This is a genomic window from Tenacibaculum jejuense (assembly GCF_900198195.1).
GTDB lineage: Bacteria > Bacteroidota > Bacteroidia > Flavobacteriales > Flavobacteriaceae > Polaribacter > Polaribacter jejuensis.
Window position 1 is genome coordinate 1,284,015 of the sequence record NZ_LT899436.1, and the last position, 19,713, is coordinate 1,303,727.

Here is a 19,713-nt window from a genome sequence, read left to right on the forward strand (position 1 = left end):
AAAACTGGTATAAAAAAAGACCAGAATTAATTCTGATCTTTTTTTGGTAATAAATATTATAGATAACTAGAGATCAAAACGATCTAAATCCATTACTTTAGTCCATGCTTTTACAAAGTCAGTAACAAATTTTTCTTGTCCATCATCAGCCCCGTAAACTTCACAAATAGCTCTTAATTCTGTATTTGAACCAAAAATTAAATCAGCTCTAGTACCTGTAAATTTTGTAACACCAGTCCTACGATCACTACCAGTAAATTCTTTATCATCAGAAGAGGTAGCTTTCCAAGTTAGAGCAAAATCTAAAATGTTTGCGAAAAAATCATTAGTTAAACTCCCTACGGTATCAGTAAATACTCCATGTTTAGAGTTATCATAATTTGCGCCTAATACACGTAAACCTCCAACTAAAACTGTCATTTCAGGAATAGAAAGTGTTAACAGATTAGCACGATCGATTAGTAAATCTTCATCTGCAACTTTTTTCAATTTAGGATTTACATAGTTTCTAAATCCGTCTGCTAAAGGTTCTAAATGACTGAAAGATTCTAAATCTGTTTGCTCTTGAGTAGCGTCACCTCTTCCTTGAGAAAAAGGAACACTCACTTCGTGTCCTGCATTCTTAGCAGCTTCTTCTACACCAGTATTACCAGCTAAGACAATTAAATCGGCTATAGAAATTGTTCCATTAAATTCTTTTTGAATTCCTTCTAAAACTGATAATACTTTATTTAACTCTTCAGGATTATTTACTTCCCAGTTCCTTTGAGGCTCTAAACGGATTCTTGCTCCGTTAGCACCACCACGCTTATCTGAACCTCTATATGTTGAAGCCGAAGCCCAAGCCGTTTTTACTAATTCAGAAATTGATAATTCTGAAGCTAAAATCATTTTCTTAAGAGAAGCGATATCTTCTCCAGTTAATGTATAATCAACTTTAGGTATTGGATCTTGCCAAATTAATTCTTCAGAAGGAACCTCAGGACCTAAATAGCGATCAACTGGTCCCATGTCGCGGTGTGTTAACTTATACCAAGCACGAGCAAAAGCATCTTCAAAAGCTGCGTGATCTTTATGAAAACGTTGTGATATTTTAAGATATTCTGGATCAGTTTTTAAAGCAATATCAGCAGTTGTCATCATTAATGCTTGCTTTTCATTTGCATTTCCTGCTTTTGGAGCCATTCTAGCATTAGAAGCTGCTGTTGGAGTCCATTGATGGGCACCCGCTGGACTTTTTGTTAATTCCCAGTCATAATTTAGTAAAACATCAAAATAGTCATGATCCCATTGTGTAGGATTTGGTGTCCAAGCTCCTTCAATACCACTTGTAATTGTATCGTCTAATACTCCTGTTCCATAAGAGTTTTTCCAACCTGTACTCATTTGATCTATTGAAGCTCTGTGAGGTTCAGCACCAACATATTTATCTGGATTAGCAGCACCATGTGCTTTTCCAAAAGTATGACCTCCAGCAACTAAAGCAACTGTTTCTTCATCGTTCATTGCCATTCTACCAAAAGTTTCTCTAACATTTGCAGCAGAACCTAAAGGATCAGGGTTACCATTTGGTCCTTCTGGGTTTACATAAATCCATCCCATCATTACTGCGCCAAGTGGACCTTCTAACTCTCCATCTTTATAACGTTCTTCATTATCTCCCCATGCTGTTTCACTTCCCCAATAAATATCTTTCTCTGGCTCCCAAACATCTTCTCTTCCTCCGGCAAAACCGAAAGTTTTGAATCCCATAGATTCTAATGCACAGTTTCCAGCTAAAATCATTAAATCTGCCCAAGAAATCTTATTTCCATATTTCTTTTTTATAGGCCAAAGTAATAAGCGCGCTTTATCTAAATTTCCATTATCTGGCCAGCTATTTAAAGGTGCAAATCGTTGTGTTCCAGAAGAAGCACCACCTCGTCCATCACCAACACGATAGGTTCCTGCACTATGCCAAGCCATACGAATCATAAATCCTCCATAATGTCCATAATCAGCAGGCCACCAATCTTGAGAATCAGTCATTAAATCAATTACATCTTGTTTTAAAGCGGCAAAATCTAAGCTATTAAATGCTTCAGCATAATCAAAATCTTCTCCCATAGGATTGGACTTTGTCGCATTTTGACGTAATATGTTTAATTTTAATTCATTTGGCCACCAATCTCTATTGGTGGTGCCTTCCCCAGCAGGCTTTTTTTGAGCGCTATGAAATGGGCATTTTGAGATGTCTCCAGAGTGTTTGTTACTATCGTTCATTATTATAAGACTTTTTTAAGTTAGTTCGAATTCAAAGCTACAATAAAATTAAGTATTATTTTTATCTATAAATTTTATATTAAAATAAGATTTAGCTATTTTATTGTTTATTTGTTTGTTTTATAGTGTCTTATAAAGATACGATAAAAGAGATTTGGTTAGTATTGAATTTTCTTATGATTGAATAAGATTTTCATTTAGAATTTGATTTGTTTGGGGCTAATAAGAGTTTAATTTTGCACCTGTTTTTGAAAAACAATGCAAATAATAATTCAATTTTAAAAATAATAGAATGGCAACATTAGTTGGAAAAAAGTTCCCAAACTTAAACGTAGATGCAATGAACGAAATGGGAGACACGTTCAAATTAAACGTTTTAGATGAAGCAGTAAATAATAAAAAGAAAGTAGTATTATTTTGGTATCCAAAAGATTTTACTTTTGTGTGTCCTACTGAATTACATGCTTTCCAAGCTGCTTTACCAGAGTTTGAGAAAAGAAATACTATCGTAATTGGAGCTTCTTGTGATACTCCTGAAGTACACTTCGCTTGGTTAAACCAATCTAAAGATAACGGAGGAATTGAAGGTGTTACTTACCCATTATTAGCAGATAGCAACCGTAACTTATCTTCTATATTAGGAATTTTAGATATTACTAACGAAGTATATGACGAAGCTACAGGAACTGTACAAGTAGAAGGAGATAACGTAACTTATAGAGCTACATATATTATCGATGAAGAAGGAACTGTTGTACACGAAGGTGTAAATCACATGCCAATCGGTAGAAATGTAAACGAATATTTACGTTTAATCGATGCTTACACTCACGTACAAGAAAAAGGTGAGGTTTGTCCAGCTAACTGGGAAGAAGGAAAAGCGGCTATGCAACCAAATGCTAAAGCTACTGCTGAATACTTAGCTGTAAACTAATAAAATATTAATTACGAATTATGGATTGCTAATTTTCAATTCATAATTCGTAATTCTTCATTTATAAATCATAATTAAAAATATGGTACAAGAATTAAATAGCGATAATTTAACAAATATCGTTTCAGAGAATAAAACTGTAGTAGTAAAATACTCAGCTACTTGGTGTGGTAACTGTAGAATTATGAAACCAAAATTTAAAAAATTAGCAAGAGAGAATGAAAACGTTTCTTTTGTAATTGCTGATGCTGAGAAATTCCCTGAAAGTAGACAATTAGCTACTGTAGATAACTTACCTACATTTGCTACTTTTGTTGATGGTAAATTCGTAAATCAAGTTCAAACAAATAAGTTTGAAGTATTGAAAGAATTAGTAGAAGAAGTAATATAATTATGAAGTTACCAGTAATTAAACATTTGACTTCGTTTATCGAAGAGAATGATCAGGATTATGTTATTGAAACAATTGAAACTTTAGAAGCTTTAACTGAAGTTCCATCATTAAAAGATGAAGAATTAGATGTTATTGGAGAATTAATCTCTAATATGTATGGAGCGATTGAAGTTGATAAAATGATAAAAGAAGGAACTCCAAAGAAAGAAGCTTTAAATAACTTTATGAAGCGAGTTTTGGGTTCAATAGATAAATAGAAATCCTAAGCCTAAGCTTAGGATTTTTTTATTTAGTATATAATTATTGCTTTTCCAAAACTATTGATACATCTTCATAATATAAAATTAGATTATTATTAATAATATCATAACGGTTTACTTTATTTAGAGCAAATAGTTGAGTCCATTCTGGTTCACTAATAAAAGTTGTAAACACAGAAAAAGAGATTTTTTTATCCGTATCTATATTATACTCTCCAAAGAAATTATTGGTAACCGTTTTTCCGGAAGCTGATCTTTCTCCTTCTTCATTTTCAGCTGCTAATAATAAGGTGATTTCACCATCATTAATATCAGGCCATGTTGGTTTTTCAGCTTTAGTAATTTTATTTCCGTCTTGGATATAGTGTGTAACTTTCCAACTTCCTTCTATTGTATTAGGTTGAATGTTATTGTCTTCATCTTTTGAGCAACTTGTAAGGCCAATTAAAAGAGTTAAAAAAGTAATCGATACGATAGTTCTAATTTGTTTTTTCATATGTATATAAAGTTTATACTCTATAGATATTTAAAAACCCAAAAGGTTGCGTTTATAAAAATATTAGCAACTTTTTTTTAGTGCAATTAATTGATTTATTCCCATAAAAAGAACAATTAAGGCTATAACTCCAATAATAGTAAGTCCTGCATTTGAAATTTGAAACGGATTAAAAATTAAAAGTACAGAGCTACCTATCACCCATAGAAAATCCTGAATAATAATCCATAAAACAGCAATCTTTCTTTGCTTTTTTATTTCATAAAAAATAGTTACCATGAAATAGAGTAGAATAAGTCCGATAATCCAAAAAACATTATTGTTATTTAGTTGAAAAACTTTTGATGTTGAGTTATAGAATAAGATTAATATAAAGCCAGAAACTCCAGAGAATACTGCATTTGTTAAAAGAGATTTTTGAAGACGATTCATTGTGTAAAATTTTGATTTACACAAAATTTGCTCATTTATTTCATTTCTCTCTTGACAAATGGTAAGAAATCTAATTAACTTACATTTTTTCGAAGTCTACTTAAAGATTCTGGAGTAACTCCAATCATAGAAGCTATATATTGCAATGGTACATCTTTAAATAAATTTGGTTCTTCTTTCATTAATAAATTGTAGCGTTCTTGAGCTGTAGTGTGTAATTGAGAAAACATATTTTTTTCTAACAAAGCAAAAGAATGTGCTAGTAAAAGGTTATCGAACTCTAACCATTTCATTTCTTTTTTACATAAACTAAAATGCTTTTCTCTTGATATAACTTGTAGTGTACAATCTGTTATTGCTTGAATATTCCAAAAATTACTAGTTTGAAAAACAAAGCTAGCAACAGAAGTGATGAACCTTCCAGCACTGCCAATCCAAAGTGTAATTTCTTTTCCATCGGCAATGCTAAACATTCTAATATAACCAGATTGAATAAAAGCCATTTTCTGACATATAACTCCAGATTTTAAAAAGTATGTTCCTTTTTTTAGTGTAACAGATTCAAACTCGTTGGTAATAGTATTTAGAGTTTCGTTAGTTACATTAATATGATTATTAATACAATTTTTAAGTAGCTCCATTTCATACGTGTTTTAGCAGGAATATTATTCTGAAATATATCTACTAATAAATATAAAGCTTTATGAAAATTATAAGTGTTTTATGATGAATTTAAATCTTGTTAATTGCAGTTTCTTTGTATTGGGTAATTAATCATATCTTTTAAATTTTCGTGATATTTATGAGCAAAATTTTCTAAATTTTCTTTTACAATTTTTCCATCAGCATTAATTACTTTTTCTTCTACAAGTACAGCAATTGTATGTTTCCAACCTCTAGCTTTAAGTCGAGTAGATTCAATTTTAAAATTCTCTTTAGTGAAATATAATTTCTTGAATCCTCCGTTTATGTATTGTCGGCTAGAATATTCAACAAAATCACCAATTTCTTCGTTAGAGTCTATAGTATAAAGTTTTAATTCTGAATTAAATGTTCTTTTTTCATATTTTAAAATTACTTTATCGTCCAGATAAACGTTACCGTTAAATAACTTTATTTTTTGAGCATAAGTAAAATTGAAAATAAGCCATAAGAAGAATGTAATAGTTAGTTTCTTGATCATAGTCGTAGGTTTTTAAAAAGTTAAGTTTAGCTTTTTATTTGATCAAAAAACATACCAATCATATAGAATTTTGAGATTTAACAATGCTCTCTTTAGCCGGGTAAATCAATTCTTTTTAAATCTTTTCCTTGGAGTTTTATCAATTCATTTTCTAAATATTGAAGTATTTCTGGACATCCACATTTATAATCATCACAAGAGATAATTTTTTTCTTTTCACCTAGTTGGATTGTAACTTTTAAGTTGCTGGTACAAGATCGATCACAACCGTATTGATTATTCAGTCTCCAGATATTACTGTCTTCTATTTTCTGAATTAACTGTTTTAATTGTTGCTGAGAAATTTTTTGTTCTGATTTTTGATAATATTTAGCTAGTTCCGATTCATTTCCAAGAACATTATTATCTAGTTTTTCTGGGTTAAATGAAAGTAAAGTGTCTTTTAAAATAAAAGTATCGTAATGAAAAGCTCCACGTTCAATTGTAATTTCAAGAGATTTTTGTTGTGTTTTTTGTTCTTTTTTCTTGTAAGAACAATCGATAAAAGTACAAGAGATTAAAATTAAAACTAAGAACACTTTTTTCATTTCTAATGATGTGTAAGTCGTGTAATAATTTTTTCGTGTTGTGGAAATAATTCGATTAATACCTTTCGTTCAGGTAATACAAAATCATTAAAGTCAAAACCAGGAGCAACAGTACATCCAGTAAATGAAAAACTGTTTTCATTGACAACTTCGGCAGCAAACCAATATTGAGCAGGAACTACAAATTGTGGAACTTCATTATTTACAATATCATTCCCAATACGAACAAAAGAATATTCACCATCAGGAGAGATCATATGTAGTTTTAAGGTTGTACCTAAATAGAAATGCCACATTTCATCTTGATTTATTTTGTGAAATGCAGAAAAACTCTCTGAAGTTAATAAGAAATAAATACCAGTACTGTAATTTCTATCACCAATAAAAATTTCTGATAAATTCTCATTTTTTATAATTCCGTTACTTCTATAAGTTTCCTTAAAATAACCTCCTTCAGGATGTTGTGTAAGGCCAAATTTATTAACTATCTGTTGTGCTGTCATTGTTTTCTTCTGCTTTAGCTTCGTTTGCTTTTTTTATAATTGCTTTTAAACGTTCTTTAGTTCTTTGCTTTTCTAGTCGAAGCTTGTTTTCTTTTTGCTTCATTAATCGACTATGTTTAGCCTTATTTACTGTGTTTTTAGCTTTTCCTTTTTTAGGCATAGTGTTTAGTTTTTATAGCTAATAATCCTAAGAAAGTTAATAATCCGTTTAAAATTAGGATGAAAAATCCAAAATCAAAATCTAAATTATGTTTCGTGTAATAACTAATTCCAAAGGTTAAAAATGGAGATAAAATACAGATATATGGAACTAATTTGTCTTTTACTTTAAGTTTGGTGAATAATCCGAAAGCATATAAACCTAAAAGCGGACCATATGTATATCCTGCAAATTGAAATATTTTAGCAATGACACTTTCATCAGCAATAAAATATTTAAAAATTAAAATAGTAATCACTAGAATAAAAGAAAATAAGACATGAATTTTTTTTCTAGTTTTTTCTTTTTCAGCTTCATCTTCTTTCTTGTCAATTTCTAAAATATCGATACTAAATGATGTAGTTAAAGAGGTTAAAGCGCTATCTGCACTAGAATATGCTGCAGCAATTAAACCTAATAAAAAGAATAAAGAAGCAGCAATTCCTAATTTACCACTCATTGCAATAGTTGGAAATAACTGATCTTTATGAGCATCGATACCATTTTGAGTTGCAAAATCTGTAAGTAAAATTCCTAAGGCAAGGAAAAAGAAGTTCACAATAACTAAAACTAAAGTAAACCAAAACATGTTTTTTTGTGCATCTTTTAAACTTCTACAAGTAAGATTTTTCTGCATCATATCTTGGTCAAGACCAGTCATTACAACAGCTATAAAAGCTCCTGAAAAGAATTGTTTCCAAAAGTAATTTCCAGCTTTTACATCATCGAAAAAGAAAATTTTAGAGAGTTTATTCTCATTTACATAACTTAATAAACTTTCAATTTGTAAAGCGTCTTTTATTGCAATAATACACACACCAACAGCAATCAACATAAATAAGGTCTGTAAAGTATCTGTCCAAACAATAGTTTTTATTCCTCCTTTAAAAGTGTACAACCAAATTAATAAAATGGTAATGGTAACAGTTACCCAAAAAGGGATTCCGTAAGCATCAAATAAAATTAATTGTAAAACATTAGCAACTAAAAATAATCGGAAAGCAGCTCCTACAGTTCTAGAGATTAAAAAGAATGAAGCTCCAGTTTTATAACTCAATTTTCCAAAACGTTCTTCTAAATACGTATAAATAGAAGTTAAATTGAGTTTATAATACAGAGGTAATAAAATTAGGCCAATTATGGTATAGCCTAATATATAGCCTAGAACCATTTGCATATATCCCATTTGTTGATTTTCGACCCAACCAGGAACAGAAATAAATGTTACTCCAGATAAAGAAGCTCCAATCATTCCGAAAGCAACTAAATACCAAGGCGAGGAATTATTTGCCTTAAAAAATGTTTGATTGTTTGCGGATTTTCCTGTTAAATAGGCAATTAGTATAAGTACACTAAAATAAGATACAATTAAAAGTACAATATGTATTGGCTGCATTACTCTAAAGTTATTTGGAGACTAAGATAGGAATAAATAAAAAGTGCCAACAATTATAAAAATTGCCAGCACTTTTAAAAAATAGTCCCCAATTAAAAATCTTTCTAGTTAGTTGATATCCAAGGTAACTTGGCTAATATTCTTGCGGACCTTCTTTAAATCTTTCATGTAGTCGTCTTCAGCTCTAAAACCTAACGGTAAAACTAACACAGATTGTAAGTTTTTTTCATTTAACTTTAAAATCTCATCATATTTTTCTGGAATGAAACCTTCCATAGGACATGAGTCTATTTTTTCTAAAGCACAAACTGTTAGTAAGTTACCGAGAGAAATATAAGCTTGGTTTTTATTCCATGCTAATAATTCTTCTTGAGTTTTCTTTGAAAAAGAATCCATTAAAAAATCTCTAAAAGGATTTAAAATTTCATCTGGTGTATTTCTAATTTCTTTTACTAATTTGAAATAATTTTCAACATCTTTAGCAGTATGTTCTTTCGGTACACATAAAACTAAAACATGCGAAGCTTGAGCTACTTGTTGTTGATTCCATGAATGTTCAACTAACTGTTTTTGTAATTCTTTATTTTTAATAACTACTAAACTTACTGGTTGTAAACCGTAAGAAGTTGCAGTTAAATTAAAAGCTTCTTTTATAGTTTGTATCTGTTCTTCTGACAGATATTTATTGTCGTCAAATTTTTTTACAGCATAACGCCATTTTAAGCTGTCAATAGTTGTACTCATTATTTTGTTTTATAAATACAATTCAAAATTACAACTAACTTCTGCATGAATATGAAAATGAGCATTGAAAAAAACTATAGTAAAAGCGAAGAATTTTATAGTGTTTTTTTATCTATGATTTTCAGGAAAGTAGCTGGTTCTGGTCTTACTCTATAATTATCTGTAAGATCTGCAAAAATAACTTCATTCATTTTATTTGTTATAATTACAGTGGGCATAATAACATCAGATTCATATCCAAAAACTTGAAATCCCATCGGTAATCCATTTTCATGAAGAATATTTAAACGTCTAGCGTTTTCGTTGTTTTTATCAGTTAAATAATGAAAAGGAACATTATATTTTTTAGCCAAACTTTCGGTAAACTTGTGAGGTTGAGAACTAATTAAAAAGATTTCTGTATTTCTTTTAGCTAATTCTTGATATTCATTTGCTATTTCTTTGATTTGTGCCATACAAAGCGGACACCAATTTCCTCTGAAAAAAAGCAAAACTTTATAATCACTGTCAAATTCGGTAAGATTCACTTTTTGTTTCTGAATATTTTCAAAAGTTAGTGGAGGTAATTTTTTTCCAACTTGAATGGTATTTTGATCTCTCTTTTCAAATTTAGAATACCAAGTCAAATATAAAAACCATCCTAAAGCTAATGCTACACTAATTACGATTGCATTTAAATTTAATGTAAATAAAGTCACAGCTGTTCCAATTATTACTGGAACGGTAAAAGAAGTTAATGTTGTACTTGTTCTTGCTACAGGTTTTATAAATAAAGAGCTAAAGAAAATTATAATGGGTAACGCATTAAGTAAAAGTCCAACATTAGTAAGATTATTATCGAACTGTATAAGTGTTTTTACAAAAATGATTAAAGCAAAAACAGGTAATGCACTTATAAAAATTGACTTAAGTAGATTTTTCATAAATTTATTGTCGAAAAAAGAAAAAGAAATTACAAGCTATGAAAGAAAATTTCCTTCATTATGTATGGCAGTACAAGTTATTTAACAAACTCAACTTAAAACTGATATCAGGAGAATCACTTCAAATATTACATTCTGGATTATCTAATAAAAATTCTGGTCCAGATTTTTTCAATGCCAAAGCAATTATTGACAAAATTTTGTGGTATGGTCATATAGAAATTCACGTGAAATCATCAGATTGGTATCAGCATCAACATGAGGAAGATAAAAATTATGATGCCGTAATTTTACATGTTGTTTATGAACATGATGTAGATATTTACATGAAAGGAAACAAACAAATTTCCACTTTAGAGTTAAAAGATTTTATCGATAGCTCTATTACAGAAAAATATGCATCAATATTTCAACAACAAACAAATTGGATTTCTTGCGAAAAAGAAATTCACACGATTAATAGTTTCATATATCAAAACTTTACAGAACGACTGTATTTAGAACGATTAGAAAGTAAATCTAAGTTTATTTTCACTTTACTAGAGAATACGAATTATGATTTTGAAGCTGTGTTGTTTCAATTGTTAGTCAAAAATTTCGGACTTAAAGTTAATGGAGATACTTTCTTAAAATTAGCAACCTCATTCGATTTTTCTTTGATTCGAAAAATTGGAGCAAATGAATTTCAATTATCAGCTTTGTTATTCGGTCAAGCAGGTTTTTTAAATGAAATAGAGGAAAGTGAATATCAAAATAAACTTAAAAAAGAATATGAATATTTAAAACATAAATATCAACTGAATTCATTAGGTAAAAATGAATTTCAATTTTTTAGAATGCGACCTAATAATTTCCCAACAATACGATTGGCACAAATAGCTACTTTGTATTCGAGTTACAGGAGTTTATTTTCTAAACTGATTCATTTAGAGAATATAGATGATTTTTATGAACTACTTTCTACGGGTGTAAATGAATTTTGGGAAGAACATTATACGTTTTTGAAATCATCAAAGAAGAATAAAAAACAATTAACAAAGTCATTTATAGATTTACTTTTAATCAATACTATTTTACCATTAAAATTTGTGTACTTAAAGCATAGAGACGAATTTGAAGAAACTAACTTTTTCAAATTACTAGAGAGTATTCAGCCAGAGAAAAATACTATTATTCAAAAATTTGAATCGTTAAAAATTAGTTCAAAAAATGCTTTAGAGAGTCAAGCTTTACTTCAGCTAAAAACAAACTATTGTAATCATAAAAAATGTTTATCCTGTAGTTTCGGGAATACAATATTGAGAAGTTGAAATAATGTAAAGTTTACAATTAGTTAAAAAAATAGTAATTTGTAATATCGTATACATTTATATAATATTTGCCTTTTAAATAGGTAATCATCTTAACTAAAAATTTATTCATTGAGCTTAATTACTAAACAATATTACAATAGAGATTTATCTTGGTTACGATTTAATCATAGAGTATTACAAGAAGCACAGGATACTAGAAATCCTTTGTATGAGAGGATAAAATTCTTAGCAATATATTCATCGAATCTAGATGAGTTTTTTAAAGTTAGGGTTTCTCATATTAGACAAATAAAAAAATTAGATAAGTCGCTAAGAAAAAAGCTAATCTCTAAGCCTAATAAGTTATTAAAGCAGATAAAAAAAGAAGTAGATAAGCAACAAAATAAGTTTGGTAAAATATTTAGGAATCAAATTTTACCTGAGTTGAAAAATCATCAAATTCATTTAATAGATGAAAAAAACTTAACTTCTTCTCAAGAAAAATTTTGTGTGAATTTTTACAGAAAACTTCTAGAAAATAAACAAGTAGAAATTAAAGAAGAGGTTTTTGTAGAGAATGAAAAATTATACTTATTTGCTGTAAAAGAAGAAAAAGAATTATGGGTTAAAATCGATGGAGTTTCAAGATTTGTAGTCCTTCCAAAAGAAGAAGATAATCAGCACTATATTATGTTTGTTGATGATATTATTCGTTGGAATCTTCAGAAACAGTTTGAAGTGAATTTTTATGAAGTTAAAGTTTCTCGAGATGCTGAGTTATATATAGATAATGAGGTTTCTGGAAATTTACTGGAAAAAATACAACAATCTTTATCTAACAGAGATGTTGGACAAGTGACTAGAATTTTAGTTGACGAAGTTATTCCTGAAACGTATTTAGAACAACTCAAAAAAAGTTTAGATGTAAATGAAACTGATATTGTAGTAGGAGGAAAGTATCATAACTTTAAAGACTTCTTTTCATTTCCAAATCCTACAGATCAAGATTTAAGTTTTGTTGATTTACCACCTATTCAAATAAAAGAATTTGATCATTATAATTCTATGTTTGAAGCTGTTTTAGAGAAAGATCGACTTTTCTCTTATCCTTATGAATCGTTTGATAGTTTTTTAAGATTCGTAAATGAAGCCGCTTCAGATCTTACAGTCACTGAGATCAAAATGACATTATATCGTATGTCTAGTGATTCTAAAGTTGCTCAAGCATTAATAAAAGCTGTAGAAAATGGTATTAAAGTGACAATTTTTATTGAAACAAAAGCCAGGTTTGATGAAGAGAATAATATTAAATGGGGAAAAATTTTAGAAGCAAAAGGAGTGAAGGTTCATTACAGTTATCCTGAGATAAAAGTGCATTCTAAAATTCTGTATGTGAAAAGAATCATAGAAGGAGAAGAACAAAACTTTGCTTATATCGGTACTGGGAATTTTAATGAAAAAACTGCTGAAATTTATACAGATTTCGGGCTATTAACTTCAAAAAAGAAAATCACAACAGATGTTGCCCATGTATTTTTGGTGTTAGAAGGAAATTTAATTATACCTAAAACAGAAAAGATTTTAGTTTCGCCATATACAACGCGTAGTGGCTTTACAGAATTAATTCAAAATGAAATTGAAGCTGTAGAGTCAGGCGATGAAGCTAGCATTATTTTAAAATTGAATAGTTTACAAGATGAAAAATTAATTACACAATTATATAAAGCCAGTAACAAAGGAGTACAAATTAAAATTATTTGTAGAGGTATTTGTTGTTTAGTTCCTGGAATAAAATTACAAAGTGAAAACATAGAAGTTATAAGTATTGTTGATCGTTTTTTAGAACATGCGCGTGTCTTTATCTTTTCAAATAAAGGAAAAGAGAAAACATATATTGGTTCAGCAGATTACATGACAAGGAATTTAGATCATAGAATAGAAGTGATAACTCCAATTACAGATAAAGAGATTCAATCTAAAATTAAACAGATTATGAATTTACAATTAAATGATGTTGCTAAGGCTAGAGTTATAGATGAAAATCAAGAAAACAATTATGTTCAAAAAAATGAAAACTATTTAGAAAGTGCTCAACATAAAATTTATGAGTATTTAAAAAGTTATCACTAAAATAGTTTCATTACTAGCGAAAATGCACTGAATTGTATTTTACAATAACTTAAAAAAGATAATGTTAGTTATAATTATATCTTTGTAATCAAAATCAAATAAAATGAGAAAAATATTTATTGCTGTTGTTTCAATTTCTTTTTTAGTAGTTGGATGTAAGACTGAAAATGGAAGTTCAAATAACAACACTACAGTAGAAGCTAACAATTCTGAAGAAAAAACAACTTCATCTAATACTGATGATGGTTCCGGTGATGCCATTTGTTTATTAGATAAATTATCTGTTAGAGAAACTCCAACAGCTAAAGGGAAGTGGATTACCTCTATGAGTCTTGGTGAAAAAGTATATTTTACAGGAGAAAAACATATTGATTCTGTAACTAAGAAAGATTATTTTAAAGTAAAATTAATCGATGGTAAAGAAGGTTGGTCTAGAGCTCCATTTTTAGCTGTAAATGGTAAAGTAGGAGTAATGCTTAAGAAAACAAACACATATAAAAGACCAGATTTGTTAACTAAAACAGGAGAAGAGTTTAGTCCAATGGATATTATCGCTGTTGTTGGAGAACAAGACGATTGGGTTCAAGTAAAGGGAAAAAGAGCTACAGGAAAGTATATTGAAGAAGTTTGGATAAAATCAAATAATATTTCAAATAATTCAATAGATATTGCAACTGCAAAATATGCAGGAATAGCAATGGCTAAACCAACAATGACTGATAGAATAAAAGCTTTACAAGAAGTGGTAGGAAATTCTGATCTTTCAGAATCTACTTTTATTAGTTTAATTAAAGATAAGATTAGAGATTATGAGTCTAAAAATGTGCCAGTAGATGTACAAGATGTAAAAGTAGATGAATAATATCCTTTTAATAATGAATACAAAAATCCCGATGAATTTCATCGGGATTTTTTATTGTTATTTTTTAGGATTTAAAATTGAATTAATCCTTTCTAAACAATCTTTGTAATGATATTTTGTAATTCTATTTGTAGCTCTTTTACTGGCTAAATTCACTTGATACTTTAATGAATTAAGTTCTCCTCTAACTATAGAAGGAATATCTGTATTAGTAATTCTATCATTTCTTAATAACTTTTCCATTCTACTAATAAAACTCTTCTGTAAATTTCTTCGGTAAACATCAACATTTCTTAAAGCGTTTGTTTCAGAAAATAAACCTTTTCTTAAATCTCTTATAAATTCTGAAGCACTGTAGAAATCAGAGCTAATTACTTCGGTGTTAATCACACGTTCTAATCTGCTTGTATTTAGTAAACTAGAAAGTTGTCTATTTTGTAAAGAAAGCATTGTGTTAGTATATTTTGTATGATTAATTTTTGCCAGAGTATTTTTATCTAACAGCCAATTTTGAGTAGCAAATACATTTTTAAGTAGCCAGTTTAAGGATTCTTTCTGTTTTGCTTTTGAAAGTACAGTATATACATTTCCTGTTTGTTCAGGTTTTTTATTATCTTCAAAAACACCACCTACATTACCAACAACATGACCAGAATATCGACTCCAAACACCAAGTAATTCACGATATAATTCATTTAAATCATCATAATTATTAGTTTGATCAGAAGTCCATTTTTGTAAGTTTTTAGCAACTATTTTTAAGTTTTTAATTCCGTAAGTACTAGCTTTTACTTGATCATTTCCTATACCTTCAGTTTGAGAAGCGGGATCAAAACCATTAAAACGCTGAATTCCGAATTTATAAATAGGATCTTTAGCTTTATCAGTAATCCACTTATCTAAAGTTTTTACTTCATCTTCAGGTTTACCAGTAAAAGGTAAATAACGATATCCCCAATTAATAGAATAATGATCGTATGGACCAATTTGACGAATAAAACGAATATTCTTGTCACCAGGTTGCGCTACATAATTATAACGAGCATAATCCATAATAGTAGCAGCAATACCATATTTTTGAGTAAACTTTCCTGAACGTAATGAATCTACAGGGTAAGCATAACTTGCGGCCATATTATGAGGTAATCCTAAAGCATGACCAATTTCATGTGCAATAACCATTCGCATCATTTCTCCAATTTCTTCGTCTGGAGTATTTAAAGTTCTAGCTGAAGGATTAGCAGCTCCAGTTTCTAATAAATATCTATTTCTGTAGGAACGTAAATGATTATGATACCACACAATATCACTTTCTATAATTTCACCAGAACGAGGATCGGAAACACTTGGCCCCATTGCATTTCTTGTGGTACTAGCTACATATCGAATAGAAGAATAACGAATATCTTCCATACTAAATTCAGGATCTTCTTCTTTGGTAGGCGGATCTTTGGCTATGATTGCATTTTTAAATCCAGCGGTTTCAAAAGCTTGTTGCCAATCTTCAACACCTTGTTTAATGTATTTTCTTAGTTTTTTGGGAGTAGCAGGATCTAAGTAATAAACAATTGGTTTTATAGGTTCTACTAATTCCCCTCTGTTATACGCAGCTTTATCTTTAGGTTCTAATCTCCATCTTCTGATATATGTTTTATAGTCTGCTTTTAAAGCTTCAGAACCATAATCTACTGTTCCAACTGAAAAATAACCCACACGTTTGTCAAATATACGAGGCATCATAGGCTTTTCAGGAAGTAAAATCATAGATTGATTCATTCTAATACTAATACTTCCGGCAGCTCTTTGTGATGGAGGAGTAGCAGCATCATAAGTAAAGTCTTGAATAACTTCTATATTTTTTGGATAACTTTTAATAGCGTTGATAAAACTACGTTTAGGATCTAATCTTCTTACTTTATATTGTCTTCTTGCTCTAGCACCAATTCCGCTAATAGCTTTTATATCTGAAGTGAAAAACTTAGAAACATCAATCAGAACAGCAGTTGAGTCATTATTATGAACTTTAATATCAAATGCATGGATAACAGGTTCTAAATTGTTTGATTTTACAGATTTGTAGATAGGAAGAGAATCGTTAGCTGTAGCTTGGTAGGATTTTATTTTTAATAAAATTTTCTTTTTGTAATGCTCCCAAACAACAACTTGTTCGTTAGTTTTAGAACCGGCGTTCATAAACCCACCTCCAAAACCAGAAGGTAATGCTTTTATTCTACTAACTAATAACATTTCTTTTCCTAATAAAAACTTAGGAATTTCATAGTAATATTTACCATTAGTTTCATGGACTTTAAATAACCCTTCATCTGTTTTAGTTTTTTTAGTTACAAAGTCACTGTATTTAGGTTTCTTTTTTTTGGAAGTTTTTTTAGCAATTTCTTTTTTATTGCTTTTAGCTTTTTTTCTTTGTGCTTCTAATTGGCTAGGAATACCTAAACTCATTAAGAGTAGAAGCAATACTACTTTTCGCATGGTTTTTTAAAAATTAGTTGATAAGGGAACTAAATTATTAAAAACATACGTAATAGTTTGTTAATACTGAAATTTTAGTAAAATTTGAGAGTAAAAAAACCGATGAAATCTCATCGGTTTTTAATCTTATATATAAAATTTATTAGTATAAACTTTTAAATTTTGTAGGGTTTGCTTCATGCATAATTTCATAAACCTTTTCGAAGATATCTTCTACTGAAGGTTTAGAGAAGTAATCTCCATCTGTACCATAAGCTGGTCTATGTGCCTTAGCTGTTAACGTTTGAGGTTTACTATCTAAGTGTACATACCCGTTTTGGTTTTCTACAATTTCTTGTAGTAAATAAGCAGAAGCACCACCAGGAACATCTTCGTCTACAACTAATAAACGATTTGTTTTCGCTAGAGATTTTACAGTATCATGATTAATATCAAAAGGTAGTAAACTCTGTGCATCAATAATTTCAATACTAATACCAACTTGAGCTAAATCTTTAGCAGCTTCTTCTACCAATCTTAACGTAGAACCATAAGAAATAACAGTCATATCTGTTCCTTCTTTAATTGTTTCCACAACACCAATTGGAGTTTTAAACTCACCTAAGTTATTTGGTAACGCTTCTTTTAAACGATATCCATTTAGACATTCTATGATTAAAGTAGGATCATCTCCTTCTAAAGCAGTGTTATAGAAACCAGCAGCTTTAGTCATATTTCTAGGAACTAATACATGAATACCACGAACATTATTAATAATTCCTCCCATCGGAGAACCAGCATGCCAAATACCTTCTAAACGGTGACCACGAGTTCTAATAATTAAAGGAGCTTTTTGCTTTCCGTAAGTTCTGTAACGAAGTGTTGCTAAATCGTCACTCATTATTTGTAAAGCATACAATAAATAATCTAAGTATTGAATTTCAGCAATAGGACGTAATCCACGCATTGCCATTCCAATTCCTTGACCTAATATTGTAGCTTCTCTAATTCCAGTATCAGATACTCTTAATTCACCGAATTTTTCTTGTAAACCTTCTAAACCTTGATTTACATCTCCGATATATCCTGAGTCTTCACCAAACACTAAAGTTTCTGGATATTTATTAAAAATAGCTTCAAAATTATCACGCATAATAATACGTGCATCTACCATTTTCTTTTCAGCGTCGTAAGTTGGTTCAACTTTCTTAACTTTAACTGTAGATTTTTCAGTTTCACTGTATAAGTGTGTAGAATATTTGTTTGCTGCATCGTCAATTCTTTCCTTAATAAAGTTTTGTAATTCAACTTTTTCAGGGAAATTTTCGTCAACAATTAGTTGTAGTGTTTTTCTACAAGCAACTAAAATATCTTTTCTAATTGGCTCAATTAAAGCTTCTAAATCATTTTTATATTTAGTAATAAAAGAACCATTTTTACTTTTAGCTGCAACCCTTTCTAAAATTTTAGTAGCGTTACTTAATTCAGCTTTTATTTCATTTACAAAAGCACTCCAAGCATTACGCTTAGCTGTACTTACTTCTCTTTTAATTTCTTTATCTAAACTAGTAAGTTCTTCTTCATTTTCAACAAAACGTAAGACATTACCAGACTCGTCTGTAAGTTCAAAGTCTAATATCCAAGCTCTCATTTTAGCAATACAATCGAATTCTTGTTCCCATTGCAAACGTTCTTTGGATTTATATCTTTCGTGAGAACCAGAAGTAGAATGTCCTTGAGGTTGTGTTAACTCTTTTACATGTATTAAAACAGGAACGTGCTTTTCTCTAGCAATTTCTCCAGCTTTGTTGTATACATCTACCAACTTTACATAATCCCAACCATTAACAACGAAAATTTCATATCCGTTACTTTCATTTTCTCTTTGGAAACCTTTTAAAATTTCAGAGATACTTTCTTTAGTTGTTTGATGTTTAGCGTGAACAGAAATTCCATATTCATCATCCCAAACACTCATTACCATTGGTACTTGTAAAACTCCAGCAGCATTAATTGCTTCAAAGAATAAACCTTCACTGGTACTTGCATTACCTATTGTTCCCCATGCTACTTCATTTCCTTCATTAGAAAAATTAGTAAATCCTTCAAGTCCTTTTACATTTCTATAAATTTTCGAAGCTTGTGCCAATCCTAATAATCTAGGCATTTGTCCTGCAGTTGGAGAAATATCTGAAGATGAATTTTTTTGTTGTGTTAAGTTTTTCCACTTTCCATTTTCATCTATAGAATGCGTAGCAAAGTGTCCACCCATTTGACGACCAGCAGACATTGGTTCTTGAACAATATCTGTATGAGCGTATAAACCAGCAAAAAATTGTTGAGCGCTTAATTCTCCAATGGCCATCATGAAAGTTTGATCACGATAATACCCCGATCTAAAATCTCCATTTTTAAAAGCTTTAGCTAGAGCAAGTTGAGGTACTTCTTTACCATCACCAAAAATTCCGAATTTAGCTTTTCCGGTTAATACTTCTCGTCGACCGAGTAAACTGCATTCTCGACTCATTTTGGCGATTCGATAATCATTTAATACTTCTTTTTTAAAATCTTCGAATGATATCTGTTGTGAGTTTGGTACAGCTACTTTTACAGTCATAAATAAAAAGTTTTGTTTTGGCTATTGCTG

General features: G+C 29.8%; 19 protein-coding genes. 6 read left to right on the forward strand and 13 right to left on the reverse strand.

What is annotated here, in order from left to right:
* Positions 1 to 66: 66 nt before the first annotated feature.
* On the reverse strand, positions 67 to 2,262 hold the full coding sequence (katG, locus tag AQ1685_RS05930) for a catalase/peroxidase HPI (protein WP_095070319.1): 2,196 nt from the start codon (positions 2,260 to 2,262) through the stop codon (positions 67 to 69).
* A 292-nt stretch (positions 2,263 to 2,554) separates the two neighbouring features.
* Between katG and AQ1685_RS05935 the strand changes: the two genes are divergently transcribed.
* From AQ1685_RS05935 to AQ1685_RS05945, 3 genes are all read left to right on the forward strand, one after another.
* Complete coding sequence (locus AQ1685_RS05935) at positions 2,555 to 3,196, forward strand: peroxiredoxin (RefSeq protein ID WP_095070321.1); 642 nt, start codon at positions 2,555 to 2,557, stop codon at positions 3,194 to 3,196.
* A gap of 82 nt (positions 3,197 to 3,278) precedes the next feature.
* Positions 3,279 to 3,587, forward strand: a complete 309-nt coding sequence (locus tag AQ1685_RS05940; RefSeq protein ID WP_095070323.1) for a thioredoxin family protein — start codon at positions 3,279 to 3,281, stop codon at positions 3,585 to 3,587.
* A 2-nt stretch (positions 3,588 to 3,589) separates the two neighbouring features.
* On the forward strand, positions 3,590 to 3,847 hold the full coding sequence (locus tag AQ1685_RS05945) for a DUF6952 family protein (RefSeq protein WP_095070325.1): 258 nt from the start codon (positions 3,590 to 3,592) through the stop codon (positions 3,845 to 3,847).
* A gap of 43 nt (positions 3,848 to 3,890) precedes the next feature.
* Here AQ1685_RS05945 and AQ1685_RS05950 read toward each other — a convergent pair whose 3' ends face one another.
* From AQ1685_RS05950 to AQ1685_RS05995, 10 genes are all read right to left on the reverse strand, one after another.
* Positions 3,891 to 4,346 (reverse strand): META domain-containing protein, encoded by a 456-nt coding sequence (locus AQ1685_RS05950; protein WP_095070327.1) that lies wholly within the window; start codon positions 4,344 to 4,346, stop codon positions 3,891 to 3,893.
* A gap of 63 nt (positions 4,347 to 4,409) precedes the next feature.
* Positions 4,410 to 4,778: a hypothetical protein gene (locus AQ1685_RS05955; protein ID WP_095070329.1), complete on the reverse strand. Its 369-nt coding sequence runs from the start codon at positions 4,776 to 4,778 to the stop codon at positions 4,410 to 4,412.
* 74 nt (positions 4,779 to 4,852) lie between these two features.
* The gene (locus AQ1685_RS05960) at positions 4,853 to 5,419 is read right to left on the reverse strand and encodes a Crp/Fnr family transcriptional regulator (protein ID WP_095070331.1); all 567 of its coding nucleotides are present in this window, start codon (positions 5,417 to 5,419) and stop codon (positions 4,853 to 4,855) included.
* A 101-nt stretch (positions 5,420 to 5,520) separates the two neighbouring features.
* A complete protein-coding gene (locus tag AQ1685_RS05965; protein ID WP_095070333.1) occupies positions 5,521 to 5,961 on the reverse strand; it encodes a hypothetical protein in 441 nt (146 codons plus the stop codon).
* A 92-nt stretch (positions 5,962 to 6,053) separates the two neighbouring features.
* Complete coding sequence (locus AQ1685_RS05970) at positions 6,054 to 6,548, reverse strand: DUF6438 domain-containing protein (RefSeq protein ID WP_095070336.1); 495 nt, start codon at positions 6,546 to 6,548, stop codon at positions 6,054 to 6,056.
* 2 nt (positions 6,549 to 6,550) lie between these two features.
* The gene (locus tag AQ1685_RS05975) at positions 6,551 to 7,051 is read right to left on the reverse strand and encodes a cupin domain-containing protein (RefSeq protein ID WP_095070338.1); all 501 of its coding nucleotides are present in this window, start codon (positions 7,049 to 7,051) and stop codon (positions 6,551 to 6,553) included.
* Positions 7,029 to 7,211: a hypothetical protein gene (locus tag AQ1685_RS05980; RefSeq protein WP_095070340.1), complete on the reverse strand. Its 183-nt coding sequence runs from the start codon at positions 7,209 to 7,211 to the stop codon at positions 7,029 to 7,031. The genes AQ1685_RS05975 and AQ1685_RS05980 overlap by 23 nt, the downstream gene beginning before the upstream one ends.
* On the reverse strand, positions 7,204 to 8,646 hold the full coding sequence (locus AQ1685_RS05985) for a sodium:solute symporter (protein WP_095070342.1): 1,443 nt from the start codon (positions 8,644 to 8,646) through the stop codon (positions 7,204 to 7,206). The genes AQ1685_RS05980 and AQ1685_RS05985 overlap by 8 nt, the downstream gene beginning before the upstream one ends.
* 108 nt (positions 8,647 to 8,754) lie before the next feature.
* Positions 8,755 to 9,390: an NAD(P)H-dependent oxidoreductase gene (locus AQ1685_RS05990; RefSeq protein ID WP_095070344.1), complete on the reverse strand. Its 636-nt coding sequence runs from the start codon at positions 9,388 to 9,390 to the stop codon at positions 8,755 to 8,757.
* A 95-nt stretch (positions 9,391 to 9,485) separates the two neighbouring features.
* The gene (locus AQ1685_RS05995; RefSeq protein ID WP_095070346.1) at positions 9,486 to 10,313 is read right to left on the reverse strand and encodes a redoxin domain-containing protein; all 828 of its coding nucleotides are present in this window, start codon (positions 10,311 to 10,313) and stop codon (positions 9,486 to 9,488) included.
* Positions 10,314 to 10,351: 38 nt separating this feature from the next.
* Between AQ1685_RS05995 and AQ1685_RS06000 the strand changes: the two genes are divergently transcribed.
* The 3 genes from AQ1685_RS06000 (at position 10,352) to AQ1685_RS06010 (ending at position 14,597) form a co-directional block, all read left to right on the forward strand.
* Positions 10,352 to 11,623 carry a DUF2851 family protein gene (locus tag AQ1685_RS06000; RefSeq protein ID WP_095070348.1) on the forward strand — a complete coding sequence of 424 codons (1,272 nt, stop codon included), beginning with the start codon at positions 10,352 to 10,354 and terminating at the stop codon, positions 11,621 to 11,623.
* A 111-nt stretch (positions 11,624 to 11,734) separates the two neighbouring features.
* Positions 11,735 to 13,735: a polyphosphate kinase 1 gene (gene ppk1, locus AQ1685_RS06005; RefSeq protein ID WP_095070350.1), complete on the forward strand. Its 2,001-nt coding sequence runs from the start codon at positions 11,735 to 11,737 to the stop codon at positions 13,733 to 13,735.
* Positions 13,736 to 13,838: 103 nt separating this feature from the next.
* A complete protein-coding gene (locus AQ1685_RS06010; protein ID WP_095070352.1) occupies positions 13,839 to 14,597 on the forward strand; it encodes an SH3 domain-containing protein in 759 nt (252 codons plus the stop codon).
* A 57-nt stretch (positions 14,598 to 14,654) separates the two neighbouring features.
* Here AQ1685_RS06010 and AQ1685_RS06015 read toward each other — a convergent pair whose 3' ends face one another.
* Complete coding sequence (locus tag AQ1685_RS06015) at positions 14,655 to 17,087, reverse strand: zinc-dependent metalloprotease (protein ID WP_095070354.1); 2,433 nt, start codon at positions 17,085 to 17,087, stop codon at positions 14,655 to 14,657.
* Between the two features lie 142 nt (positions 17,088 to 17,229).
* Entirely contained in the window at positions 17,230 to 19,683 is a 2,454-nt protein-coding gene (locus AQ1685_RS06020) for an alpha-ketoacid dehydrogenase subunit alpha/beta (RefSeq protein ID WP_095070356.1), read from the reverse strand.
* Between the last annotated feature and the right edge of the window lie 30 nt (positions 19,684 to 19,713).